The organism is Kribbella sp. NPDC049227, assembly GCF_043197265.1.
Classification (GTDB): Bacteria; Actinomycetota; Actinomycetes; order Propionibacteriales; family Kribbellaceae; genus Kribbella.
In genome coordinates this window covers 1-24,910 of the sequence record NZ_JBICST010000007.1, presented here as the reverse complement: position 1 = coordinate 24,910, position 24,910 = coordinate 1, and the positions used below count along the sequence as shown (strand labels likewise).

19 protein-coding genes and 1 pseudogene are annotated in these 24,910 nt (G+C 65.4%); 11 read left to right on the top strand and 9 right to left on the bottom strand.

Going from position 1 to position 24,910, the window contains the following annotated elements:
- Positions 1 to 4 precede the first annotated feature (4 nt).
- A complete protein-coding gene (locus ACGFH6_RS29680) occupies positions 5 to 1,486 on the bottom strand; it encodes an aldehyde dehydrogenase family protein (protein ID WP_393390606.1) in 1,482 nt (493 codons plus the stop codon).
- 187 nt (positions 1,487 to 1,673) lie between these two features.
- Here ACGFH6_RS29680 and ACGFH6_RS29675 point away from each other — a divergent pair, with 187 nt between their 5' ends.
- Both ACGFH6_RS29675 and ACGFH6_RS29670 read left to right on the top strand, forming a co-directional pair.
- A complete protein-coding gene (locus ACGFH6_RS29675; protein ID WP_393390604.1) occupies positions 1,674 to 2,849 on the top strand; it encodes a M20 family metallopeptidase in 1,176 nt (391 codons plus the stop codon).
- Between the two features lie 353 nt (positions 2,850 to 3,202).
- On the top strand, positions 3,203 to 4,426 hold the full coding sequence (locus ACGFH6_RS29670) for an LL-diaminopimelate aminotransferase (protein WP_393390602.1): 1,224 nt from the start codon (positions 3,203 to 3,205) through the stop codon (positions 4,424 to 4,426).
- A gap of 883 nt (positions 4,427 to 5,309) precedes the next feature.
- Here ACGFH6_RS29670 and ACGFH6_RS29665 read toward each other — a convergent pair.
- Both ACGFH6_RS29665 and ACGFH6_RS29660 read right to left on the bottom strand, forming a co-directional pair.
- Complete coding sequence (locus ACGFH6_RS29665; RefSeq protein WP_393390600.1) at positions 5,310 to 6,746, bottom strand: PLP-dependent aminotransferase family protein; 1,437 nt, start codon at positions 6,744 to 6,746, stop codon at positions 5,310 to 5,312.
- 157 nt (positions 6,747 to 6,903) lie between these two features.
- Positions 6,904 to 7,899: an ArsR family transcriptional regulator gene (locus tag ACGFH6_RS29660; RefSeq protein WP_393390598.1), complete on the bottom strand. Its 996-nt coding sequence runs from the start codon at positions 7,897 to 7,899 to the stop codon at positions 6,904 to 6,906.
- Positions 7,900 to 8,374: 475 nt separating this feature from the next.
- Here ACGFH6_RS29660 and ACGFH6_RS29655 point away from each other — a divergent pair, with 475 nt between their 5' ends.
- The 4 genes from ACGFH6_RS29655 (at position 8,375) to ACGFH6_RS29640 (ending at position 11,242) form a co-directional block, all read left to right on the top strand.
- Positions 8,375 to 8,788, top strand: coding sequence for an SRPBCC domain-containing protein (locus ACGFH6_RS29655; protein ID WP_393390596.1), 414 nt, complete (start codon positions 8,375 to 8,377; stop codon positions 8,786 to 8,788).
- Positions 8,788 to 9,138, top strand: a complete 351-nt coding sequence (locus ACGFH6_RS29650) for an ArsR/SmtB family transcription factor (protein ID WP_393390595.1) — start codon at positions 8,788 to 8,790, stop codon at positions 9,136 to 9,138. Before ACGFH6_RS29655 ends, ACGFH6_RS29650 begins: the two co-directional genes overlap by 1 nt.
- Positions 9,139 to 9,249: 111 nt before the next feature.
- On the top strand, positions 9,250 to 10,458 hold the full coding sequence (locus tag ACGFH6_RS29645; RefSeq protein WP_393390593.1) for an MFS transporter: 1,209 nt from the start codon (positions 9,250 to 9,252) through the stop codon (positions 10,456 to 10,458).
- A 61-nt stretch (positions 10,459 to 10,519) separates the two neighbouring features.
- Positions 10,520 to 11,242 (top strand): SDR family NAD(P)-dependent oxidoreductase, encoded by a 723-nt coding sequence (locus ACGFH6_RS29640; RefSeq protein ID WP_393390591.1) that lies wholly within the window; start codon positions 10,520 to 10,522, stop codon positions 11,240 to 11,242.
- Positions 11,243 to 11,326: 84 nt separating this feature from the next.
- On the opposite strand, the gene ACGFH6_RS29635 is transcribed toward ACGFH6_RS29640, so the two are convergent.
- The gene (locus tag ACGFH6_RS29635; protein ID WP_393390589.1) at positions 11,327 to 11,545 is read right to left on the bottom strand and encodes a hypothetical protein; all 219 of its coding nucleotides are present in this window, start codon (positions 11,543 to 11,545) and stop codon (positions 11,327 to 11,329) included.
- Positions 11,546 to 12,373: 828 nt separating this feature from the next.
- On the opposite strand from ACGFH6_RS29635, the pseudogene ACGFH6_RS29630 reads away from it, so the two are divergent.
- Positions 12,374 to 13,785 (top strand): annotated as a pseudogene (locus tag ACGFH6_RS29630) (IS1380 family transposase).
- Positions 13,786 to 14,008: 223 nt separating this feature from the next.
- Here ACGFH6_RS29630 and ACGFH6_RS29625 read toward each other — a convergent pair.
- From ACGFH6_RS29625 to ACGFH6_RS29615, 3 genes are all read right to left on the bottom strand, one after another.
- Positions 14,009 to 14,842, bottom strand: coding sequence for an isocitrate lyase/phosphoenolpyruvate mutase family protein (locus tag ACGFH6_RS29625; RefSeq protein WP_393390587.1), 834 nt, complete (start codon positions 14,840 to 14,842; stop codon positions 14,009 to 14,011).
- A gap of 44 nt (positions 14,843 to 14,886) precedes the next feature.
- A complete protein-coding gene (locus ACGFH6_RS29620) occupies positions 14,887 to 16,116 on the bottom strand; it encodes an MFS transporter (RefSeq protein ID WP_393390585.1) in 1,230 nt (409 codons plus the stop codon).
- A gap of 968 nt (positions 16,117 to 17,084) precedes the next feature.
- Positions 17,085 to 17,837: a hypothetical protein gene (locus tag ACGFH6_RS29615; RefSeq protein WP_393390583.1), complete on the bottom strand. Its 753-nt coding sequence runs from the start codon at positions 17,835 to 17,837 to the stop codon at positions 17,085 to 17,087.
- A gap of 372 nt (positions 17,838 to 18,209) precedes the next feature.
- Here ACGFH6_RS29615 and ACGFH6_RS29610 point away from each other — a divergent pair, with 372 nt between their 5' ends.
- Positions 18,210 to 19,310 carry an Ldh family oxidoreductase gene (locus tag ACGFH6_RS29610; RefSeq protein ID WP_393390582.1) on the top strand — a complete coding sequence of 367 codons (1,101 nt, stop codon included), beginning with the start codon at positions 18,210 to 18,212 and terminating at the stop codon, positions 19,308 to 19,310.
- Positions 19,311 to 20,261: 951 nt separating this feature from the next.
- Positions 20,262 to 21,455: a lipid II:glycine glycyltransferase FemX gene (locus tag ACGFH6_RS29605; protein WP_393390581.1), complete on the top strand. Its 1,194-nt coding sequence runs from the start codon at positions 20,262 to 20,264 to the stop codon at positions 21,453 to 21,455.
- Between the two features lie 561 nt (positions 21,456 to 22,016).
- Here ACGFH6_RS29605 and ACGFH6_RS29600 read toward each other — a convergent pair.
- On the bottom strand, positions 22,017 to 22,871 hold the full coding sequence (locus ACGFH6_RS29600) for an alpha/beta fold hydrolase (protein WP_393390579.1): 855 nt from the start codon (positions 22,869 to 22,871) through the stop codon (positions 22,017 to 22,019).
- A gap of 407 nt (positions 22,872 to 23,278) precedes the next feature.
- Between ACGFH6_RS29600 and ACGFH6_RS29595 the strand changes: the two genes are divergently transcribed.
- Positions 23,279 to 23,428, top strand: coding sequence for a hypothetical protein (locus ACGFH6_RS29595; protein ID WP_393391748.1), 150 nt, complete (start codon positions 23,279 to 23,281; stop codon positions 23,426 to 23,428).
- On the opposite strand, the gene ACGFH6_RS29590 is transcribed toward ACGFH6_RS29595, so the two are convergent.
- The gene (locus tag ACGFH6_RS29590) at positions 23,376 to 23,621 is read right to left on the bottom strand and encodes a hypothetical protein (protein WP_393390577.1); all 246 of its coding nucleotides are present in this window, start codon (positions 23,619 to 23,621) and stop codon (positions 23,376 to 23,378) included. The two genes, ACGFH6_RS29595 and ACGFH6_RS29590, sit on opposite strands and share 53 nt — an antisense overlap.
- Before the next feature lie 832 nt (positions 23,622 to 24,453).
- Here ACGFH6_RS29590 and ACGFH6_RS29585 point away from each other — a divergent pair.
- Positions 24,454 to 24,825 carry a hypothetical protein gene (locus ACGFH6_RS29585; protein WP_393390575.1) on the top strand — a complete coding sequence of 124 codons (372 nt, stop codon included), beginning with the start codon at positions 24,454 to 24,456 and terminating at the stop codon, positions 24,823 to 24,825.
- Positions 24,826 to 24,910 lie beyond the last annotated feature (85 nt).

The following is a 24,910-nucleotide window of genomic DNA, read 5'->3' as shown; positions in this document are numbered from 1 at the left end:
CCGACTACTCCTCGCGATCGGCGGGTCCGATGGAGATGGTCTTGCCCTCTGTGTAGAACTGCCGCGCGGCCTTGCCGAGCTCCCGGTCCCCCGAGCCGCTGTCCTGGATCCCCCCGAACGGCACGTGGTACTCGTTGGCTGAGGTTGGCTGATTCACCTTCACGATCCCGGCCCGGCTCTGCTCTGTGAACTGCAGTGCGGCGCCGAGATCGCTGGTGAACAGACTCGCCGCCAAGCCGTATGGCGTGTCGTTGGCAAAGGCAACGGCCTGGTCGAACGAGTCGACGGCCTGCACCGTCAGCACCGGCCCGAAGACCTCGTCGCGAACGATCGCGTGACCTGGTTCGACGCCGACCAGCACTGTCGGCGGCACGTAGTAGCCCTTGGCGAGGATTCCACCGAGCCGGGCACCGCCCGCGACAACCCGGGCGCCGTCGCGGCGCGCTCCGGCCAGGTAGCCGAGCACCGTCCGCGTCTGGTCAGCCGACGAGAGGGGGCCAACCCGGGTCTCGGGGTCGAGCGGATCGCCCACCTGCCAGGCCTTCGCCTGCGCCGTCAGCCGCTCGACCAGTTCGTCGGCGATCGACCGGTGAGCGATGACCCTGCTCGTGGCGGTGCACTTCTGCCCGCTGGCGCCGAACGCCGCGGTCGCGATGTGCGCGGCGGCCTGGTCGAGTGCCGCATCGGCGAGCACGACAGCGGGGTTCTTGCCGCCAAGTTCGAGCTGGACCTTCTTGCCGGCCTCGATCGCTTTCGAGTGCACCAGCCGGCCGATCTGGTTGGACCCCGTGAACGTCACGGCGGCGACCGCCGGGTGCCTCACCAGGACCTCGCCCACCTCGGAACCCTTGCCCAGCACGAGATTCAGTACGCCTTCCGGCAGCCCCGCGTCGACCAATGCGTTCACTAGGTGTACGGACGTGAGGGGCACGATCTCGGCGGGTTTCCACACCACAGTGTTGCCGAACGCAACCGCCGGCGCGATCTTCCATGCCGGGTCGGAGATTGGGAAGTTCCAGGGCGTGATCACGCTGACGACGCCGACCGGATCCTGCCTAGTGAACAGCAGCACACCGGGTTGCTGCGAAGGGAAGGTCTCGCCGTGCGGGTCGAGGGCCTGGGCGGCGTAGTACCGCAGGATCTTCGCCGATAGCTGTGTCTCCCGCACACTCTCGGCGAGGGTCTTGCCCTCCTCCCTCGTGAGGTCCCGGCCGATCTGCTCGGCTCGTTGCTCGAGCAGGTCGGCGGCCGTGCGTAACACCTCCACACGGACACCCGGCGACGTCGCGGACCATGGCCCTGCCGCTGCAGCGGCGGCGTCGACGGCGGTAGTCGCCGCGCCCGAGTCGGCCAACGAGACCGTGGCGACCAGCTCGGACGGATCAGCCGGGCTCGTGTCCGGGACAGCAGCCCCACGGGACACCCACTCGCCGCCGATGAAGGAACTCAGCTCGGGTACGGAGAGCTGATGGTCGGTGGCCGCCATCTGGATCCTTCCGGTCGGTGGGGCTCAAGGCAGTCGCTGCATCGAAATCCTAAGGCGATATCGAGCTACGGTAACGCGCATGGCCATGCTGGTCAACGAATGACTCCCGGCATTCAGGCTCACGCCATCGATGTCGGCTCATCTAAGTAGTCGCTGGCAATATCGAAGCTTGATATCGTCTGACGCCATGACACTTCTCCACGACGAGGCAGGCCAGGAAGTTCCGCGGCGGATCCGCGCCCGGCTCGAGCGGCGCACAGACCAGATGGCGCTCCTGCTGGGTCAGCTGGTACGGATCGAGTCCGGCTCCGATGACCCCGCAGGGCTGAACAAGCTCGCAATCCTGCTTGCAGGACTGTTCGGCGAGTTCGGACCGGTCGAATGGCATGACGCTGGCGACGAAGGCACCAGCCATCTGGTGCTGACCGTGCAGGGCGACGACCCCAGCGCCGAACACATCGCCGTGCTCGGTCACTACGACACGGTGTGGCCTGCGGGGACCCTCGAGCGGATGCCGGCCGCGGTGGCGAACGGGGCACTGAGCGGCCCGGGATCCTTCGACATGAAGGGGGGCCTGGTGCAGCTCTACTACGCCCTCAACGAGCTGCGCGCGCTGGACAGCCGGCCTCGGCGCCCGCTGCGGATCCTGTTCAGCTGCGACGAGGAGGTGCGCAGTCGCACCTCGCGACCACTCATCACTGGGCTCGCCCAGCACGCCGCGGCCGCGCTGGTGCTCGAATCCCCGCTTCCCGGTGGCGCGCTGAAGACCTCCAGGAAAGGCACCGGCACGTATCACCTGGCCATTGAGGGACGCGCCGCCCACGCCGGAATTGAACCCGACAAGGGCGTCAGCGCCGTGCTTGAGCTAGCCCACCAGATCCAGGTCCTCCACGAACTCAACCACGCCGAACGCGGGACCACGGTGAACGTCGGGGTCGTCAACGGCGGCACGCGGCCGAACGTCGTACCGGCCCGGGCGGCAGCCCAGGTCGACGTACGCGTCACGACGGCGCCGGAGGCCGAGCGGGTCGACGAGGCAATCCAGCGACTCCAGCCAGTCGTCCCCGGCGCCCGGCTCACGGTGACGCCGGACCTGCGGCGGCCGCCGATGGAACCTACCGACGCAAGCCGAGCACTGTTCGCGAGGGCCCAGGCGGTCGCGGCCGCTGTCGGCATGCCCGGGCTTGGCGAGGGAGCGACCGGCGGCGCGAGCGACGCGAACCTGATCTCCGCGCTCGGCGTGCCGACGTTGGACGGGCTCGGGCCGGAGGGAGCCGGCGCGCACGCAGATCACGAGCACGTGCTGATCGAGAGCATGCCCAGAAGAACAGCTCTGCTCGCCGGCCTGCTCATGGAGCTGTGATCCGCCGGGCGGATCGCTGCGGGCAGCCGCCGTCAAAGTTAGTAGACGGTCATCGGGGAGGACTCCCCCGCGCCGGTCGACGCGGCCGAGTGACCGTCTGACAGCAACCTGCTGGCCGACAAGCTCGAATGGACGCCGCATGAGGGCGATGGCGTTCCTGAATCTCGTGCAACTGCTGCGGCCAGCTCCCAGAACCCCCCGCACGTGCCGATCGACGAAGGGTTGGATTGAGCTGGAACGGCATCGCGACTCGCAGTCTGATCGCGGCCCGCTGAACAACGGGTGATTACTTGCGCGAGCCTGGCTAGAGCGGTAGCTAGCATTATCGAGATGCGATATCGTCTTGGACTATAATGCTGCCCACGAAAGCGACGAAGGCCATGGACGTACCCAAGAGCAAGCGCCTGCTGGAGCTCCCGCCGTTCCTGTTCATGGAGACCAGGAGGCGGATCGGCGAGGCCCAGGCCAGAGGGGTCGATGTGATCAGCCTCGGCATCGGTGACCCCGACGGACCGACTCCGGTGCACATCGTCGATGCCCTCGCGCGCGCCGCCACCGATCCCGCCAATCACAAGTACCCACCGGGGTCCAGCCGTGGCATGACCGCGTTCCGCGAGGCGGTGGCCGGCTGGTACGACCGCCGGTTCGGCGTACAACTCGATCCGGGCAACGAGGTGCTCGCGCTGATTGGGAGCAAGGAGGCGAACGTGCACCTCGCCCTCGGCCTGCTGAACCCGGGCGACCTGGCGATCGTTCCCGACCCCGGCTACCCGGCGTACGAGTCTGGCGCAATCCTGGCCGGCGCCCAGACGCTGCGGATGCCGCTACGAGCCCAGAACGGATTCCTGCCTGTGTTCGACGCAATGCTGAGCCTCGATGTCTCGGCGAGCAAGGTGGTCTGGCTCAGCTACCCAAACAACCCCACCACCGCGGTGGCTCCGTTGGCCTTCTTCCGCCGTGCTGTGGAGTTCGCCCACAGGCACGGCGTGCTGCTCGTCAACGACAATCCGTACTCCGAGATCTCGTTCGACGGTGTCAGGGTGCCGAGCATCCTCGAGGTCGACGGCGCTAAGGAGGTCGCGATCGAGTTCAGCAGCCTGTCGAAGACCTACAGTATGGCGGGTTGGCGACTCGGTATGGCGGCTGGCAACAAGTCCGCGCTGGCGGCGATCAGACAGGTCAAAGAAAACACCGACGTCGGCCCTTTTCCGGCCGTACAACTCGCCGGCGTGGCCGCGCTCGAAGGACCGCAGACGGCTGTCGCCCAGCAGAACGCCGTCTACCAGCAGCGCCGTGACCGCGTGATCGAGACGCTGCGCGGCATCGGTCTCACAGCCGATCCGCCGAAGGCCACGTTCTACGTATGGGCCAAGCTGCCGGACAATGTGCGCAGCACCGAGTTCGCTGCCGCCCTATTGGAGGCCACCGGGGTCGTAGTGACGCCGGGGATCGGGTACGGCAGTCAGGGCGAAGGCTACATCCGGATCTCACTGGCCACACCTGATGACCGGCTCGACGAGGCGATGCACCGGATCAAAGAATCTGCCGGCCGTCTGCCGCTACAACCAGTCGTCTGAGGAGTCCCTATGGCTATGCGCGCAGCCCAGATCGGCGAGCTCGGCGGCGCGAGTCGCTAGCCGGCGCGCATGTCACCGCCGACAGCCTGCATCTGACCGCCTGCGCGGCGTGCTACTCAGTTGTACGCCGGAAGATTTCTCGTGTCCGACCTAGGCGTCCCGCCACCGAGGTGCAGAACTCATGCTCGTCGACTCGTCAAGAGAACCGTCGCCCCACAGACTGCAGACCACTCTAGGTCGCCTGATCGCGGTGCTTGACGACGCCACTCGGCTGCCGCCCTGACGACATACCCGCACAGCACGATTCGGCCTGGGCAGAATGGTGGTGCAGCGCTGCTTGGATCACTCACTCTGCTTCACGGGCGACGTTGTTGGGAATCCTGCGCACGGGACATGCAGGCCCGTCCTCTCAGTTGAGGAGCCCAGATTGGCGCGGCCAGCGGCGTCCCCCGACTAACGCCGCTGGCCGTGCACTCCCTGACACAGGCGCTAGCATCACTGCCTGTCGGATGCGCTCCTAGCCCGCTTGTCCGGCAATAACCGGACCGTGAAGCGATAGGCGAATCGCCTCGATCCTGGGCGCCGTAGTGCAGAGCGGCTAGCACTCTCAGCGCCTGATCAACGGGTACGTGTTCGACAACCCATCACGACGCAGCGAGAGCACCGATTGTGCGGCACCTCGCGCGTCGCCTCCCAGATGTGCGTATCGATGCGGCCTGAACACACAGACGACTGAGGTAGCTTCAGGATCGACGTCAAATGCACTGACCACGGTCGAGTCCCTGCGCGAGTACTGATGTGGCCGGCAGCCCGAGCGGTGACGCACCGATCACGTGGCAGATCGTCGACGTTGCCTTCGGCATCTAGCTACTCACAAGATCAGCTAGCGGGATCCGGGAAGGCAGCGGTCTAGCAAGGCAAGAGCTTCCTCGATGTCGTCGACGGGCAGAGCACCGTAGCCAAGGACGAGACCGGCGGCTTTGGGTTTCAGGGTAACCGAGTGAAACGAGAGCGGGCGGACCGCGACGCCTAGCGCTGCGGCCTTGATGGCCATAGTGACATCGTCGAAGGATGATTCGGGCGACACGACCGATACATGCAGCCCGGCAAGACTCGGCACCAGGCTGAGTGTGCGATCGAAGGCGCCGTGGAGCAGAGTCTGGAGGCGGTGGTGCCGCTCGGCATAGATCCGCCGCATCCGGCGTAGGTGTCGAGCCAACTGCCCATCCTCGATGAATCGAGCCAGCGCACCTTGTAGAGGGACCACCGAGTGCCAGTCTGCGACCCACTTCGCCTTGCGCAGTGCTCGACACAAGGCGGGGGGTGCGATGAGGAAACCAAGTCTGATAGTCGGAAGCATCACCTTCGAGAATGACCCGACATACAGCACGGTTCCGTGCCGGTCCAAACTCTGCAGCGGTTCGAGTGGCCGCCCGCCGAACCTGAACTCGCTGTCGTAGTCGTCCTCAATGATGATGGCCCCAGTCCGGGCGGCCCACTCAAGCAGGGCGAGACGACGCGGCAACGACATCGGTACACCGAGCGGAAACTGATGCGCGGGTGTCACGTAAACCAGGCGAGCGTTGTCCGGCAATGCGTCAACTACCAGCCCTTTGTCGTCCACGGGTACGCCCACTATCGACAACCCCAGTGAGCGGAAGAGCATTCGCGGTGGCCCGTAGCCGGGATCCTCAACAGCGACAACGTCGCCAGGCTCCAGCAACACTCGACAGATCAGGTCGATTGCCTGTTGGATTCCACTGGTGATGAGCACATCCTCAGGTCCACACCGCACGGACCGGGAAACCACGATGTGCCGCGCAACAGCGACTCGCAGCCTAGGATCACCCACCGGATCCCCGTACGCCCCGGTGCCGACGGCAGTCGAGCGCAACTGGTCCGAAACCGCCGCTCGCCAACTGGCAAACGGGAAAGAATGCGTATCCGGTATGCCAGCCCGGAAGTCGAAGCGGGGTGTCCAAGCCGACAGGTCAGGGGGATCGGGAATCTGATTCCAGACCGCGCGCACTCGAGGACCTACGTTGGATGGAACGACAGCCGATGACTGCAACTGCCCGACGGACAGCGAGCTGACGAATGTGCCCACTCCGGCTCGCGTTTTGACGAAGCCCTCCCAAACGAGCCGTTCGTATGCCAAGGCCACGGTGTTGCGGGAAAGTGCCAGCTGGGCCGCGAGTTCCCGGCTCGACGGCAGGGCTTCGCCCGAACGAAGCATGCCGCTCGTGACCAAGTCCACGATCTGCCGATAGAGCTGCCCGGCGAGATCTCCACGCCCATCCAGCTCGATCCGAAGGTCCACCGACCCAACGTACCGGCGTTCTGATTCAAAACAGAAGGACAACCCGGGCCGCGAGAGACCCGGTGTTGCAGATCGCACAACGGTCCCAGATACGAGACATGGACCAAGGCGACCAGCATGTTCGCCCCCGCGTTGCGCGTCGGACTAGGCGACGTGCTTAGCTCGGCGCAGCGGTGGCTGGGTCGCGATCCAGACTGCAAACCTCGGCCAGCAGCGCCGCCGCCAAACCCGTCCGTTGATAGAGCACGCGGCGGCCGTCCCGACGGGCCGTCAGCAGTCCCGACGCGGTGAGAATAGACAAGTGATCACTGACGGCCGCCGGCGACAGCCGCAGGTGGTCGGCGAGGCCAGTCGTGCTGCGGGGAATGTCGAGGTGCTGCAGGACCGCTGCCCTCGAGCGGCCGAGCAGTGCCGCCAGCCGACTACCGCTATCGGAGTCATCCGTCTCCCACACAAGACCAGCGCCGCGGGCCGCGTAGCTGATCACCGGGGCCTGGCCGACCGGATCGACCGCGACCCATGGCCAGCGAAACACTGAGGGCACCAACCAAACCCCCTGTCCCGTACCGTGGACGGACAATTCCGTGTTGTGCATGTCCACCCGAAGTGCGCCATCCGCGTAGCTGAGCTCGTCATGAGCCCGCCCGATCGCCCGGCCGAGTCCCTCGCCCGCAATCGCGGTCGCCAACCTGGCGATGTCGGCCCCGGCTATCGCCTCCACCCGCTCCCACAAGGGCGATAGCACCTGGCGCCAGTACTCGGTCAGGGTGCTCGTCGTCCGCTCAAAGAGTTCATCAACGCTCATGCGGGCGATTCGGCCACCCGGGTTGAGCCGCCGATACTGTTCCAAGTCACTCGCGACGACTGCCGGATCCGTGGCACGCAACCGGTCGAACTGCTCCAGAGGTGATGGAGGTTTCGCCGTCGGCTGCGGACCGAGCAAGTCCGGCATCCACTGCGGACTCGCAAACAAATCCAGCAGCAGCGCCAGATCGAACCGCGGATGAGCTGGTATCCGGTCCTGAAGCCGCGAGTGAAGTGGGTGATGCCCGGGGCGTGCGAGAACCCTCAAGCTGGCAGCCGTCTCCCAGACTGCGTCCGTCGTGCACCTCACCTGAGCCAGGTCGCCCATCCCAAACTCGATGCTGATCATCCGTGCACCCTTCACAATCGGCTCACCAGGCGCCGCAAGCGTAGATATGCCAGCAGCCGACGCGAAGATCCACCAACATCAAATCTGCACTGGGCCGGTAACGGCCTGGTCACGACGACGCCCCACAGGCAGCACAGAGCATCTGGTCGACCGTGAACCGTCGAGGAGCGCGCGGGCCTCAGGCGATCAGGTCGATGCGCGCTCAGAGCGAGTTCCAGTCCGGCGGCGTTGAGCGCGAACAGGTCCACGACTGGAACCGGCCGATGCGGTGCTCGTAGCGGCACGGACCGCGCGGGTCATGGTGAACCCCGAGCAAGGACCCTACGTCCAAGTTCTGATTACGCAGAGCGTGCAGGTACGCCAGCCAGTCTCTGGTGTGACGTCCGTGAAAAGGCAAATACGTGCAACTCTAGGGTTGCGCATAGTCTTACCATGTGCAACCCTAGAGTTGCACGCATAGAGATGGAGCAACCTGATGAACGTGGACAGGATAGAACGCGACACGCTGATCGCGGCATCGCTCGAACGGGTCTGGTCATTGGTGTCCGAGCCCGGTTTCTGGATCACCGTCGAGAAGGACCTCGCCCGTATCCCCGCCGACGAGGGCACTGACTTCCCTGTGGTGGTGGCGAAGTCCGAGCCACCGACGTACGTGGCATACCGCTGGGCCAGCCAGTACCACGGCGAGGACGTGCGTGACGACAACAGCACCCTCGTCGAGTTCACGCTCAGCCGCGAGGGCGACAAGACCCGGCTGCGCGTCGTCGAGAGCGGATTCGCAGCGCTGAGCATCCCGCCGGACAAGCACCGGCGGGCGGTTGAGGGCAACACCGAGGGCTGGACCCGCGTGCTCGGCGCACTCCGGACCCAGTTCGAATCGACAGCGTGATGAACGAGCGTTCCGATACCGCAGTCATCGATGGCGTGATCTCCGCCCTCGCCGACCGGACGCGTCGCCAACTGCTCGACCGGCTCGCCGTTCGCGGTGAGGTCACCGCGACCCAGCTCGCCGAGGACCTCCCGGTCTCACGGCAGGCGATCGTTAAGCACCTCAACGTCCTCGAAGCCGCCGGGCTGGTGTCCGGCAACCGGGTCGGCCGCGAGATGCGGTACACGGTCCAGGCCGATGCCCTGGATACCACCGCTCGCTGGATGTCCTCCCTCGCGGCCGACTGGGACCGGCGGCTCGCCACCGTGAAGCGTCTCGCCGAAGTAGTCGAGGCTCTCGAGCGCGACTAACGACACATTTCCGCCAACTACGGGACCTGGTCCCGCGATGGCCCCTGCCCCGAAACACACCCTGCAACCGCTGAATCACGTTGAATCGCCAACTAGAGAAGGAAGATCGCTATGAAATCGCAACGAGCAAATCTCGCCCTGGCTGCACTGTTCTTGGGCACTTTCGTGCTCGGAACGGCTGAGCTGATCGTGGTCGGGGTGCTGAACTTGATCGCCACCGACCTGCACGTGTCCGTCCCCATGGCCGGGACACTGGTGACCGCCAACGCGCTCGGCCTCGCGCTCGGTGGCCCGGTGCTGACGGCGCTGACGATCAAGCTGAACCGGCGTACCGTCCTGGTCGGCGCGACGGCCGTGTTCATCGCGGCCAACCTGGTGCCCTTGCTGACTTCCACCTTCGGCCTGTTCGTAGCCGCACGCAGCGTCGCCGGCGCGGTCCAAGGGCTGTTCATCGCGGCCGCGTTCGGGGCCGGGATCGCGGTGGTACCCCCGGATCGGATGGGCCGCGCGTTCTCGGTCGTCATCTCTGGTGTCGCCGTCTCTGCTGCCCTCGGCGTACCGCTGGGCACACTGGTCGGCCAGGCCGTCGGCTGGCGCGGCGCCTTCGTCGGAGTCGTCGTACTCGCGGTGCTCGCGCTGATGGCGGTGGCAGTGCTCATCCCGTCCGTTCAAAGCACGGGTGGCGGCGCCGGGAACCAGGCCAGGTACGCGTTCGCACCGCGGGTGCTAGCCGTGCTCGGCCTCAACTTCCTCGTGTTCGCTGCGCTCTTTGCCACCATCACCTACATCGTGCCGTTCCTGTCCAGCATCACCGGCATCTCCGGCCCGATGCTCAGCGTGTTCCTGCTGGCATACGGCCTGGCCACGGCGATCGGTTCGTTCGGCGGCGGTCGGTTCGCGGACAGCAACGCAGCCCGCACCCTCACGGTCGGGACAGTTGGCGTCGCCGCTGCTCTGCTGGCGCTGTACGTCGTCGGCACTGTCGCGTTCCTGGTGGCGCTGGCCCTGCTGGCGCTGGGCCTCTCCGGCTTCGTCATGGCGCCCTCGCTCCAGTACCGCGTCGTCGAGCTGGCCGGGCCTGGCGCCCAGCTGGCCCAGTCGCTACCCGCCTCCGCAATCAACCTCGGAGTCGCATTCGGATCCGCTGCGGGCGGTGTCGCGATCGGCAGCCACACCGCCTCCGCGCCGGTCCTGACCAGCCTGGTCCTCGCCGTCGTCGCCGTCCCGGTCGCCTGGTCGACCAGCCGTCTCCGCCCGCCGGCCACCTCGGTCCAGACCAACTCGGCACCTGCCTCCCAACCCGCCGGCGCCGCGGCATGACCACAGGTTCAGAACACAGCCGCGGCATGACCACAGGTTCAGAACACAAAGGAGAAGTGTCATGAACGACCTGTCCGGAAACAGCACGATTGTCGTCGGCGCCAGCCGCGGCCTAGGCCGTGGCATCGCTACCGCCTTCGCCGAGGCTGGCGGACCGGTGGTCGTCGTATCCCGCACCGCGGTCGAGGCCGAAGGTATCGAGGCAGTTCTCGCTGACGCCGGCGACGCCACACTGCCAGCCCGGCTGTACGACCGCTACGAACCGAAGACGATCGTCCTCGTTGCCGGTGCAACCCCGCACATGCGACGGTTACAGGACCAGACCTGGGAGACCTTCTCGGTCAACTGGGACACCGATGTACGGATCGCGTTTCACTGGCTGCGCGAGGCCCTGCTCACTCCGCTGGCCCCGGGCAGCAAGGTGATCGTGATGAGCAGCGGCGCCGCCCTGAACAAGAACGGCTCACCGCTAAGCGGCGGGTACGCCGGAGCCAAGGCGACCCAGCGCCTCATCGCCGCCTACGCCCAGGATGAGTCCGAACGAAACGGTCTCGGCATCGCCTTCACCACCATCATGTCGCGGTTCGCACCACAGACCGGTGTCGGCCGCCCGGCAGTCCAGGCGTACGCCGCACGCGCCGGCCAGTCAGTCGATGACTATCTCGCACCGCTAGGCCCGTTGCTCACACCGGAAATCGCCGGCACCGCCCTCGTCGACCTGGTCCGGCGGGACCGAATCGCGCCTACCTACATGCTCGACGGATCCGGATTGGAGGAGATCTAGAAGGCGACGCGGAACTCAGCAGCATGCTCGGACCAGGCCGCGGGCATCTCCTCCCACGAGGCGGTGCCCGCGGAGACGACTCTGTCACGTCGCGATGACATCGAGGACGGTCCGCACTGACCTCCGCATGCCCCCGATGTAGGCAGCAACTCGTTCGGCGACCTCGTCGGCCTCCGTCTCGGTGAGCTCGGCCGGTCCGCACCGTCGCCGCGCTGTCTCGGCGTACGCCCAATCCAGCGCCCCCTGCACGGGGCTGTGCACACCGCGCGAACGCGAATGGGCGGTCAAGGTCCTCAGGGACATGCACAAGGCCGCTCCCGTCCAATATGGCCCGGGTCAATCGACTGTCGTCCCGGTCGGCGGCGCGACGGTTCGTGATCACTGGCGACATACCGGGATCCCGTGACCGTTGCCTGGGTTACCCAAGACCCCACCGTGCTGGCCGCCAGTGCGACCACATCCGCCGGCAGCGCCCGAGAGCCGGATCGTTTCGTTGCCCAGGTATGGCAAATACCCACGACCGACGATCCCGGTCGCCGCAGGTCATGTCGCCACTTGCCAGCAGCAACCAAGCGCATCCCAGCCAGTCGCGCCGCACCGCGATTTCGGCAGTTCCCTGTCCCTGCTCGGCTGAGCACTCTGAATCCAGCTCGCCAACCCAGAGTGTGTCGCCAAGACCGTACAGTCCTGGAGCATGACTGAGAACAGGATCGGCTGTACGCGCTGCTCGGCGACAAGCAAGACCTAATCGCCACACACCAAGCCCTGGCTGAGCTCAGCGTCGCGGGGTCGGATCTTCCTGGGCGGGACCCCCGCGCGCAGGGCGCACGAGCCTACGGACGTGGTGTATTCGCCATCGCCGTCGTCCATGGAGATCACAACAAGGGTGTCGAGGACGCGAGTTCAGCGATCGGGTTGAATCGGTTCGGAGCGCAGCTGGCTCCAACCATGAGCAGCAGCGCTCCAAGGTGTGCCTCCACCTTGCAGTGCTCGCTCCGACCCAGTCTAAGCCTGGATCCACCGATGTTGAGGTATGGGTGAGTGGGTCGTAACGCGAGAATGCCCTTACCTGCTGGGAAAGTTGGACTTGTCTAAGGTCCCAAAATTCGCAGCCGGAAGGGCATCTCTGAGGTGCAACTCTCTCATACTCCGCGGGCGATCTCGGCGGTGTTCGACGATCCGAATCTCGTGTCGGCTGCTGGGCTGGTGCCGATCGTTGCGTTGGCTGAGCGGGCTGGGCTGCGGTGGCTGGCCGATGAGCGTTTGAGTGTGCCGACCGACAAGGGCGCCAACGCCGGGTTGAAGGTGGCTTCGTTGGTCGCGGGGATGGTGGCCGGCGCGGACAGCATCGATGACCTGGGCCTGTTGCGGCACGGCGGCATGGACCGGGTCTTCGAGGGTGCGTATGCGCCGTCGACGTTGGGCTCGTTCCTGCGTACGTTCACCTTCGGCCACGTCCGCCAGCTCGACGCGGTCGCCTCCCGGTTCCTGACCGCACTGTCGGATCACACCCCGCTGGTCGCCGGCACCGGCGAGGACGACTGTCAGGTTCTGGTCGACATCGATGACACGATCGTTGAGTCCACGGCTATGGCAAACAGGGCTCGGGCTACGGCTACTCCGGGGTCCGGGGCCTGAACGTTCTGCTCGCGACCCTCAGCACCGGGCAGGCCGCACCAGTGATCGTGGCGCAACGACTCCGCCGCGGGTCGTGTGGGTCGCCACGCGGCGCGGAACGTCTGGTCGCCGACGCGCTGGCGACGGTGAAGAAACTGGGCGCCGCCCGCGGCGCGGTCAAGCCGCTGCTGCGGGCCGATTCGGCGTTCTACGGGCATCCGACGGTGTCGGCCGCGATCAGGGCGGGCGCGGACGTGTCGGTCACCGTCCGCCTCGACAAACGCGTCAGAGCAGCCATCGCCACCTTCGACGACGACGCCTGGCAGACGATCCAGTACACCGACGCGGTCTTCGACGAGACCACCAACACCTGGATCTCACGCGCCGAGGTCGCCGAACTCGACTTCACCGCGTTCACCTCGAAGAAGAAAGCCGATCAAGTCCCCGGCCGGCTCGTGGTGCGCCGGATCCCTGACCTCAACCCGAAAGCCGCCGCCGGCCAGGCCACCTTGTTCGATACCTGGCGCTTCCACGCCTTCTTCACCACTAGCGCCCCAGACACCACCGACACCGTGACCGCCGACAAGACCCACCGCGGTCATGCGATCGTCGAGCAGGTCAACGCGGACCTGAAGAACTCCGCACTGGCTCACCTACCCTCGGGCAACTTCTGCGCCAACGCGGCCTGGCTGGTGCTTGCCTGCATCGCGTTCAACCTCAGCCGCGCCGCCGCCACGCTCACCGGCCCGAATCTGGCCAAGGCGACCACCGCAACGATCCGCCGCAAACTCATCTCCGTGCCAGCCCGGATCGCCACCTCGGCACGCCGACCGACCCTCCACCTACCAACCGGCTGGCCCTGGGAAGCCGACTGGACCCAACTGTTCACCCGCATCTGCGGACCACCCAGACCCGCAACCACCTGACCACCCAGCCGGCAACGGTGCGACCCGACAAACCAGTGGAACACCTCCGCAGCGAGGCGGAGCAACTCACCGCGCCAACCACCACCATCCAAACGTCCCGAACCAGAACCCACGCCCACCACCGGCTCATCGGTGGATCGAGGCTAAGCGCACGACGAGCGAGCGATCCTCGACCAGTCGGTGATGCCGTCGAGGGCGGCGGTCGATGGACGGAGTCGTGGCGTCATCGGTCGGTTTGCCAGACGTCGTCGCGGACTGGAGAGAAGACAAGCCCCGAATGTTTTCGGTCGGCCTTGATGGCCGCGATCACAGCGGCCGCCCGCCTGTACGTCTCGCCCTGCAGGTTGGGCCCGAAGCTCACCCTGGCCACTCCCAGGGCGGCCAAGTCTGCGACCGTCTGCCTGCCCTGACGGCTGTAGCCGACGTTGACCGGGCGGCCGTCCATCGCCTCTACGAGAGTCCGGATCACCGTGGGATTCGCTACCGCGATCGGATACACACAGTCCACCCCTGCCGCGAGGTACCGAACACCGCGGTCGATCCCGGCGTCGAGTAGCTCGCGGTGACTGCCGGCGCCGCGCAAGAACACATCGATCCGCGCGTTGATAACCAAGTCCACCCCGGCGGACACCGCCGCTTCTCGAACAGCGGCAAGGAACTCTGCCTGCTTCCGAGCATGGACCATGTCGCCTGTTGGCGGGTCCGAGTCCTCGAGGTTCAACCCCGCCGCACCGGTCGCTACAAATCGTTCCACCAGTTCGGTCGGCTCAAGGCCGTAGCCGCGCTCAAAGTCCACAGTCACCGGATGGTCCACAACACGAGTGATACGCGCAGCTGCCGCCAACATTTCCTCGACGGGCATGGACTCACCATCGTCGTAGCCGAGCACGGTCGACACCGCCAAACTCGACGTCGCAACGACCGGGAAACCGGCTGCCACAACAGCTTTAGCCGACGCCGCGTCCCAGGCGTTCGGCAACACAAGAGGATCGCCAGGCACGTGCAGCGCCCGCAGCGCTGACGCCAAGTTGGATGACTTCCTGGGCAGATCGCTCATGCGCTACTCCGAACAAGAGGTGCTGGATGGTTGTATGAGTTGGGCTATGCCGGCTCAGGAGCTTGCTCAGCCGTCGTGGCCGGCTGTGCGGCTTGGTCGATGACCGGTGGTTTGAGGAAACTAGTGCCCCAAGCGACCACGATGGCCAAACCAGCGATGATCAGGCCGGTTACTACCACGGACGAGGCGCTGAAGTTGCCGATCGCCAAGCCACCCGCGAACGAACCAAACGCGATGCCGACGTTAGCCGCCGAAGCAGGCAATGACTGCGCCAGCGCGCCGCCGGGTCCGGCCAGGCTGATCACGCGGTACTGGAGTGAGGGCACCATGCCGAAGCTGAAAAGACCCCACGCAACCAGGACCAGCGCCACCAGGACCGCGATCGCACCAACGAGGTAGAGCGCCATCAAGGAGACCGCGACGCCAATGGTCCCGACGATCAAAGTGCGTGCGGCGTTCTTGTCAGCGAACCGACCACCGCCGAACGAGCCCACCGCCGTGGCCACACCATAGGCGAGCAGGAACACACTGATCAGCGCGCCAGAGATTCCCGTGACGCTCTCCAGGAACGGCACGATATAGGTCAGAGCCGCATACAGCGTCGCGAATGCCAGGAAGTTGAGGACCAGCAAGGCGAGCACTCGAGGCGCGAACGCGTATTTGGCCTGGCTACCGGCGCCGGCGCCGGTGCTGGGCACGGACGGGACCAGCGTCAGCGTGGCGATCAGCGCGATCACAGTGACAACGACGACCGCGGTGAACGCGCCGCGCCAGCCAAGCGTCTGGCCGACCAGCGTGCCCAGAGGCACGCCCAGCGCGGCCGACACCGCGACACCGGAGACGACGATGGAGATCGCCCGCCCCATTCGCTCCGGGGGGACGACCGAGATACCAGCAACGAACGCTGCGGCGATGAACAGGCCTTGCAACGCGCCGACGATGATACGCGCCGCCAGGAAGAGGCCGTAGCTGGAAGTCAGCACGCCGATCAGGTTGCCCACTATGCACAGAACAAGCGCGCCGACGAGGACCGTCCGCCTGTTCAGCCTGATCGTCAGCAGAGTCAGAATCGGACCGCCGATGGCCAGGCCAAGCGCGTAGACGGTCACAAGCCTGCCAGCTGCTGGAATAGAGACCTGAAGGTCGGCGGCGATCAGATTCAGCACGCCGACCACAAGCAGTTCGGCACTCCCCAGCACAAACATGCCCGAAAATAGCGTGGCCAGAACGAGGTTCGCCCTGCGCGGACTCACTGCCGCTTGCTCACTTCCCATATTTGCACCCTTACTTGGCTGGACGACAGCGTCAGAACAGACCGCCGCGGATTTTGATCTGCCGGCTGGTGATGCATGACCGCGTCATGTGACGACGGCCAGTCCCTTGCGCTCGCCGAGCAGAGCTGCCTGGCTCGGCGGCCTCGATGCGCGCAGCAACTACTGGAGACCGGTTGTCCTCGAACGTCCGGTGGACCTCTGAATGACCTTCCCTGAGTCCGGTTTCGAATCTCAGGGCTGGACCCGGTGGCTCCGTTCTCGGGTACCTCCGACAGGCCTTGCCGGTGAGGTGCTGGCGCGGATCCACGCCAGCACCTACCGACCAAGTGTCGGGCGCATCGAGAGATCTGCAAGTATTCGGGCAGGAGCGAAACGTCGCCGGAGAGAGCGCCGACGGTCCCTGGCCTGACCTGACGCACGAGGTCGCTTTTGGTCGCAAGACCCCGCGCCGCGGATCGACCCCGACGATACGGCGCCGCGACGACGGATTGCCGTCAGCCCATCGCCAGGTCGGGCAGCGTGGCTGACGTGTTCGTTCCCCAGATGACGATGCAGTTGCTGCGGTCGACTTCCGGGGGCGAGCAGAGAGCGGACACGAGCCGCTGCAGCCGCGGCTCTGTCGGCCGCGCTCCGTGCCGCTCCCCGTCCCGCGACCGAAGGCGACGGGTCGCGGGCCCAACTCGGAGCAGATCCAGTCGAGTTCGTCGCGATCAGTTCGAGCGCCTTGTTCCGTGAGCATCGCTCCCAGCCGGGATCATCGTCGGTCTTCGGCCGGTACCTCGAAGCGGGTGGTTCACGCGATGCGGATGGTCGTGGATCTCCAGCACGGCCCTTTGAGCGTGCGATGCCAACACGCAGACGATCCCGATCAGCCTTGAGCTCCAACATCCTGTCGCCATCGACGGTGACCTGCGCCGGACAGCTGACACCACAGAGCGAACAGTACGAAGGGAGGACTTGAGCGGTCATCATTCGAACGCAGACGTGAGGTTGGTGGTCAGGTAAGCGTTCATACCGAGGGTATACAGGTCGAAGACAGGCCGGCCGGACACCCGCTTCACGATATGGCTGAAGGGTGCGAAGTTCGCACACTCGAGTACGAAGGCGCCGACATCGGGTCGCTCGGCCATAACTCGCGCGGTCAGCACTTCGACCTCCAGTTCGAGCTGTGCGATGTCGGCTGTGGTGGCGTTGCCGACGAAGGTCTCCACGAAGTGACTGCCTGCGTCAGGTGCCGCCTGGATGACCGGGATCTCGTCCGTCGACCAGCCGGAGCCCGTGAAGTGGCGCTCCCCCAGCACCGTCTTCGCAGTCAGGATGACGATCGGACGGCCGGGTCGCAACGCGGCCGCGAGCGGTACCTGGAGCAGTGGCGAGGCAAACACCGGGATCGGTACGACGGCACTCAGCTCGCGCTGGTACGCCGCCAGGAATCCACAGCTCGTGGTGATCGCGCGGACGCCTAGATCGGCCAGCTCTCGCGCTGCGGAAACGAACGGCTCGAGTAGCTCTGGATCTGCTTCCGGCTGAGCCATCCGGGCCGGCAGTGCGCCGTGCACGATCCGGTAGGCCACCGGGAAGGGCCAGGTCCGCGCGTGTCCGACATCACCGACCAGGCGTGGGAACTTGGTGTCCAGCATCAAGATGCCCAGGCCTAGCCCATACAGCGTCTGCCCGCCGGTGAGACAGGCCGCCGAATGGCCCGGATCGGTCGTCAGCATGAGGTACCACCTTTCTATCGGCGCACGATATCGCTTTGTGAGCATACACACAAGCCAACACTCGACCACGGCGCAGTCGGTCGCCGATGCGGGACGGTAGGCCTGACAGGACTACTGGTCGGCGTACTCATGCTGATCATCTTCATCACCGTCGTGTCCACGATCACGGTGATCTACGCGCTGCCGCAGATCGTGTCGGACCTTCGAGGCTCAGCCGGACGACTCACCCTCATCGTCAGACTCCTCAGGCCCCGGCCAGGGTTACACCCCTGGCAGGCGACGCACGGCATGGATAATATTGACTCGTGATATCGTAGTTCGATATACAGTGAGGCGACACGTTCTGGCGACGCTTCACTCGGTTGATGTGGAATGCCGATACCAAATATCGATATTATGAGAGGGTCAGGCATGACCGAGCCAACCTCTGTCCAGGAATCGGTTCTCGAGGCTAATCGGCTGCGGCGCTTCGCTCGCACCGTCTTCGAGAGGGCCGGCATGCCGCCCGACGATGCCGACATCCTCGCCGAACAACTCGTCTGGGCCGATCTCAGGGGCATCCCGGCCCTCGGGGTCGCGAAGATCCCGCAGTACCTGCCAAGACTACGGATGGGTGGCACGGCTGCCGTCGCAGAACCCTCCCTACTGGCCGAGAAAGGCGGGTTCCTCGTCTTTGACGGTCACGATGGCTTCGGGCAGGTGGTCGGCTTCAAGGTCATGCGGCAAGTCGTCCAGCGGGCACACACGACAGGCATCAGTTCCGCGGTCGTGCGGAATACGACCTCGGCCGGCGCGCTCGGGCGCTTCGCAATGCAGGCGGTTGACGAGCAGATGATCGGGCTTGCCATCAACAATGGGCCTGTGCTCATGACCGCACCCGGAGGTGCGGACAAGGTCGTCGGGAACCAGGCGTTCGCGATCGCGAGTCCCGCCGGCAACCATCACCCAATCGTCCTCGACATGGCTGTCTCCGGTATCGCCATGGCCAGAATCCATGAGTACGAGGCTCGCGGTGAGGACCTGCCGCCAGGACTCGCCGTAACCGTCGACGGTCTGCCTACAGTCGATCCGGCGGAGGCCTTGAAGGGCAGTCTGGTGCCGATGGGTGGGCATCGGGGATTCGGCCTGGCGTTCATGTGGGAGATGCTGACCGGAATCCTGTCCGGCGGACCCGGCTTCACCACCGAGCTCGGCTGGCCTGCCGAGTCTGCCAAGCCGCAGGGTGTCAGCATGTTGCTGATAGCAATCGACCCGTCGGTGTCGATCCCGTACACCGAGTACGCGGCAAGGGCGGACCAGTTGGTCGACAGGATCCACGACAGCCGCGCAGCGGCGGGATCCGGCCGGCCTACGGTGCCTGGCGAGCGCAGTGTCGAGCGGATGGCCCGCCGCCAGGCCGACGGCATTCCGATTCCTGCGAAGCTACTGACTGAGCTCACGAACATCGCTGAGGAAGCAGGGGTGACACTATGACGGGCTCCGTGACGGAATCTCTGACCGCCGGGTGGCGAGGGCATCAGAGACTGCGTCGACCAGCTCGGCCGGGAGGTGGACAAGCGATTCCTGCCCGCCTCTGACCCCGACGCCGAAACGGTGCCGGGCCGAGCGCTTCGGTGACGACGCGTACCTCGAGCAGGTCATGACGCAGGCCGCCTAAGCGGAGGCCGCCGAGGCGGGCCGCGATGGCAAGGCCGCACTGGAGCCGTTGCTGGTGGTCGTGGCGTTCAGCATAGGCAGCCTATCCAGCCTCTTACCGACACAGCCCTCCAAGGCCGTATCTCGCCCACGCACCGTGGTCGTAGTCACGCCAGCACCGCCCTGTGCGAAGGCACCCTCGGTGTGACCCGCGCCGACCTGGACTCGTGAACTTCGCAGTCGAGCACCGTCCCCGTCCCTCGGATTCGCCAAGTCGTACGAATTCGCGGCAGGAGCGGTCGCGGCCTGGCCAACCCGTCGTCGCAACTGCGACTACGCCCACCACGCTCCGGCGAGGATGCCCGCTCGGCTCCGTCGGCACCCAGCTCGCACCGCCCACCCCCTGAACATTGTTCTCGAGGACATCGGCGACCGTCACTGTCGCAGCCTCGACCCGCGAGGACGTTCGCGTTGGCACTGAGGCGTAACAGCCTGCAGTTCACTTCTCCGTCCTGGCTTGGAACTTGGAGAGCTGCCCGCACCAGCGGCGAGTAGAACCTGTTTCCGGAGCTGGCGCGTTGCAGGGGCGCCGCTGCGGGCGGGGGTTCGTTTCATCGAAGCGCAAGAGCTGTAACGAAAACGCCGCATCACAGCGTCTCTAAGGGCGTAGAGGGTGCAGACCTCGCGTAAACCTCGCCTGAGCCATTTGCGTCCTTATGGATAAGAAACGCCGCTCACTGTCCGCCGTTCGCTGCCGGCCAGGTCATCTCAGTTCGAAACTGGTCCAGCATGTCTGGAGGTGCTGTTGTGCTGACGTTGTGCTCGACTAGTCAGGTTCCGTTGACGATCGGCCAAGTAGAACCCCTGGAGTATCAAGCCGCAGCCAACCTTTATGGCGGACGAAGTTTCTTGCAGGTCCCGTCCTGGTCCGCAGTCAAGGCAGCCTGGACGTCTGAGCTCTTGGCATGGCGAGATGGTGACAACCGAGTCGTTGGGACATCGCTTGTACTGTTTCGCCGGCTACCAGGCTTCTCCCGATGGTATGCCTACCTCCCAGAAGGCCCGAACATCGACTGGACCGACCCGAACCTGGCTCGCTGGCTCGATCCGCTACTTGACTATCTTGAAAGGAACGGCGTCTTCGCGGTCCGGATGGGTCCGCCGGCCCCTTATCGGCGTTGGCAGGCAGCGACCTTGAAAGCGGCGGCCGGTCCTGGCCGGCGAGTCGACCACATCCTGCCTGACCTCGTGGAGCCCATCGGATCTGCGGCAGCCGATCGGCTGCGAGCGCTTGGATGGCGCCGCTGCGGTGAAGGAGGTTCGGCTGGCGACGCTCAGCCGCGATTCCTCTTCCAGGTGCCACTTGAGAAGCATTCCACGGACGATCTGTGGAATAGGCTTGGCAAAGACTGGAAACGCAACATCCTCAAGGCTACCAAAGCGGGGGTCGAGATCCGGCGTGGAAGCTGGAGCGACCTGGCTGCCTTCTACGAACTGTTGAGACAAACTGAACGACGCAACGGCTTCCAACTCGGTCGGTCGTTGGCTTACTTCCAACGTGAGTACCGCGCACTGAACAGCGAGATGCCCGGAATGATGCGTTTGTACCTGTCGACCTGCGATGACGAAGTCTTGGCTGCCCATACGATGATCGTGGTAGGTCGCCGTGCTTGGTATCAGACAGGCGGCTCGGCAGACCATCGCCGCGACGTCAGACCGAGCCACATCCTCCAGTGGTCGATGATCAGGGAGGCCAGCGAGCTCGGTGCTGAGCTGTATGACATGCGTGGCGTCTCCGGATGCCTAGACCCCGAAGATCGCGCGTTCGGACTTCTGCGGTGGAAACTCGGCACTGGGGGCGAGCTGGCTGAGACAGTCGGCGAATGGGAGCAAGTGCTGCCGGGGCCGATCAACGGCGTACTCCATCGTGCCATGGTCGCCTACCGCAACCGACGCGTCCGGAAAGGCCCGGGCGACCCATGAGTAGGCTGCTGTAGCAATCCGGGGCGATAGTCCAGTCGTCAGGTCGCTCCCTGTACCCACGGCGGCCCTGCAGCGACACTACTCCCAGCATCCCTCCACAAGGACCCGGTGAACGGGTCCGCGCCAAAGATCGAGTGCCTGCGCCAGCACCTGTCGCTCGGCCTCAGTACTAGTCGCAGACTCGGCGTCGCCCAGGATCCTCACAAAACGGAGGATGTCCACGTGGTCCGTTGGCAATCCGCAGCGTGTAGCCGGCCCGACGGTCTCGATGGACCCGGAACCAAGCTCAGAGTGAAGCCGGGCCGCATACAACTGCACCGCCTTGCGGGTGTCGGCAGGCTGCTCCTCGCCCAGATCCCAGCAGCGAGTTGATCGATCGAGACGTCCGATTGGCGGCTCGGCCAGAATGGCCAGCAGGGTCCGCAAGCGGTTTTCGGAAAGTTCGAGGAACGGCCGTCGGCAGCCACGCGCAGAGGCCCGAACAGATCCACCTCGAGCAGCCTCTACCTTACAACCTCACGCTGCCCCGAGGAGAGCTCAACATCCGGATCTCATCGACCCTCAGAGGAAAGCGACAATTGCCTCGGCGGTCTCTTCCGGTGCTTCCTCAGGCATGAAATGACCGACCGCGAGGGAGCCGCCAACGACGTCATCTGCCCAACGCTTCCAGACATCGAGGACGTCGTACCATCGGCCCACCGCGCTGGTCCGGGACCAGAGCGCAAGCACGGGGCACAGGATCCGTCTGCCTGCCTTCAGATCGATCAGGTCGTAGTTGTGATCCAATGTCGCGGCCGCTCGGTACGCCTCGCAGATCGCGTGCACGCTCGCCTGATCACGAAACGGATCGACGTACTCCGCCCGGACGGCCGCCGGAAACGCTCCGGGTACGTCGGACCACGTGTCGAGGATGTGATCCACGAACGTCTCCGGGGCAGCCGCGATCAAGGTCTCCGGAACGGGCTCCGGCGCCGCGAGGAATGACCAAACCCAGTCGAGGGAGAACTGCTTGTCGGCGAGATCGAACACCACGGCCGTCGGTACGACGTCCATAACTGCCAACTTCTCGACCACTTCCGGATGATCCAGCGCCATACGATAAGCGCAGCGGCCACCACGATCATGTCCTACTACCGAGAATCGCCCGTACCCGAGCGCAGCCATCACCTGGATCTGGTCTTGCGCCAGCGCCCGCATGCTGTATGGCGCATGATCCGGTGCGGACGGCGGCTTCCCGCTGCTGCCGGAGCCACGCAAATCGGTGACAACGACGCTGAACCGGTCGGCGAGCTGAGGCGCTATCCGACGCCACATCAGGTGTGTCTGCGGAATGCCATGCAGGAGAAGGACCGGCGGGCCTTGGCCTCCGCGGCGGCCACGAATCGTGGTCCCGGCCGTCTCGACCTCGAACTCCACGAACCCATCGAATCCCGCCATCGCCGCCAAATCGTCCGTAGCCATCTACTCCCCCTACCGGGTGACAGCGTCGCTCGATATCGGTCACCAGCCTAGGTATGCCCGACTTCAAAGCGCCGTCAGTCGATTGATGCCAGTCTGAACCCAGGTCCTTGAGACATTGCCGCCAAAGGCCAGCCAAGGGACCGGTCATGACACAGGCCACCGTCATCGGTGACGGGCAGCACTGACGGCCGGATCGCGATGCCCGGTGATCTGCGGCTGTACCGGGGTCCCGATCTGAAACGACTGGACTTCCACCCGATCGGGTACCCCGGCAGATCTGCGGCCAGTGGATCGACGACACCACATTCACCGCGGTGGGCTTCACAACCGCCGTCCCCAAGATCGAGCAGTTCGGTCCCTAGGTGCCGCGAGCCGATCTGCTCGTCTGCTCCGCCAAGGCACTCGACTGCCGGACGGTGGCCAAGTGCATCGCCCCGGACCCGGCCGGCACCAGCGGCATCAACGGCATCCACAAGCTCGACATCCCCGACGGCCGAACTGTCTTCGCCTAGCCAATCCTTGCTCGGGATCACGGTGGTTCGGGTCTGAGCCGTGCTCGAGCAAGTGCCGGACACCGTCGACCCGGCCATTGCCGGCAGCGACCCGTAGCGCCTGGCGACCCCACACTGCGTCCTCGGCATCGACCGGAGTACCTACCTCAAGCAGCGCGTCAATGACGGCCAGTCGTTGGTGATCGGCGGACATGACCACCGCGGGGACTCGATCTGCGAGCGGAGCGTCAGGGCCGAGCCAGCCGCTGACGTCGTCAGCAGCGGCAGCCACGGACAAGCTGGTGGCAGCGCGCCCGCCCCGGCCGGGACGTCGACGACCTCGGTGTTCCCGAAGACCGCTGCGTGCTGCAACGCGGTCGTGTTCGGCGGTGCCAGGCCGGTCTCGGCAGACGCCGCCTGACCTGTCGCACCTCAGTATCCAGACAACGCCGCGATCTTCCTCAATGAACCGGTCGATGTGGTCGTCTCGTTCGCGCCCCCATCATCTCGAGATACGACACGAGGATCGCGATGACATTGAATCCCGTCTCCCCACGGTGGCCGATCCCGACCGGACGGTCGTCTGGAGAACGTCTGTGATTTCGGTGGCCACCGCGAATGCGATGCGTCGATTGCTCCCGAGCAGCGATCGGCGCGCCAAACATCATCTCGGCCCATGGGTCCGATGAAAACAGCAGGCGGTGAGAGCAGCTGAATGAGATCTGAAGTCGAGCTGAAACCGAGCGGGACTACTTTGGCGTTTGGCCGACAACGGCCCGCCCACGATCCGAATGGGATCGGGATGGATCCGGAGGGTATCGGAATGGCGAACCGTCTGGCCGAAGGGCGATGGGTGCGTTCGCAAGCGATCCGAAAAGTTGCTATCGGTGCAGCCAAGGAGAAACCGGTCAGAATGGGTTGGATGAACGAGGAACGGCGGGGGGTCTACCCATTCTGCGGCCCGTGTACCAGGTCCTCGGTCGCCTGGCGTGCCGCGGACGTGGGCGGCGGCCCCATGGGGGAGCCGCTTCTACGGTCACCACGACGTGTGCGAGAACTGCGGGTCCTCGGTCCGCACGCTGTACAGCACCTTCCTGTGGATCCCGGTGTCGAAGCTCGGCCGGTTCCGGATCATCCCGACCGGCGGCCGCAGCTACATCGGCCGCCAAGTCGTTGCCCGGTCGATCGACACCGTCGTACCGGAGCCGGTGTCGGCACTGGTGAATCACCCGGAGCGCGACGGCGACCCGGCGTACAAGCTGGCCGAGGCTCATTGGGACGACAGCGAGCCGGTGGCCTTCGGTGCCGTCATGACCCGGCATCGAGACGTCTTGCATTGTGGCGCCGGGGGGCGCGGGGCTAAGTGGGGGGCTCAATCGTGCTTTGTGGGCGGATCGGAACGACAGTGTGCCGGGTGATTGGGGGCGTCGTCCTGCTGGTGGCGGGCGGCATTCTGGTGGCGCCGCGGATGTCGAACAACGAATACGGTCCGGCGTGGGTGCT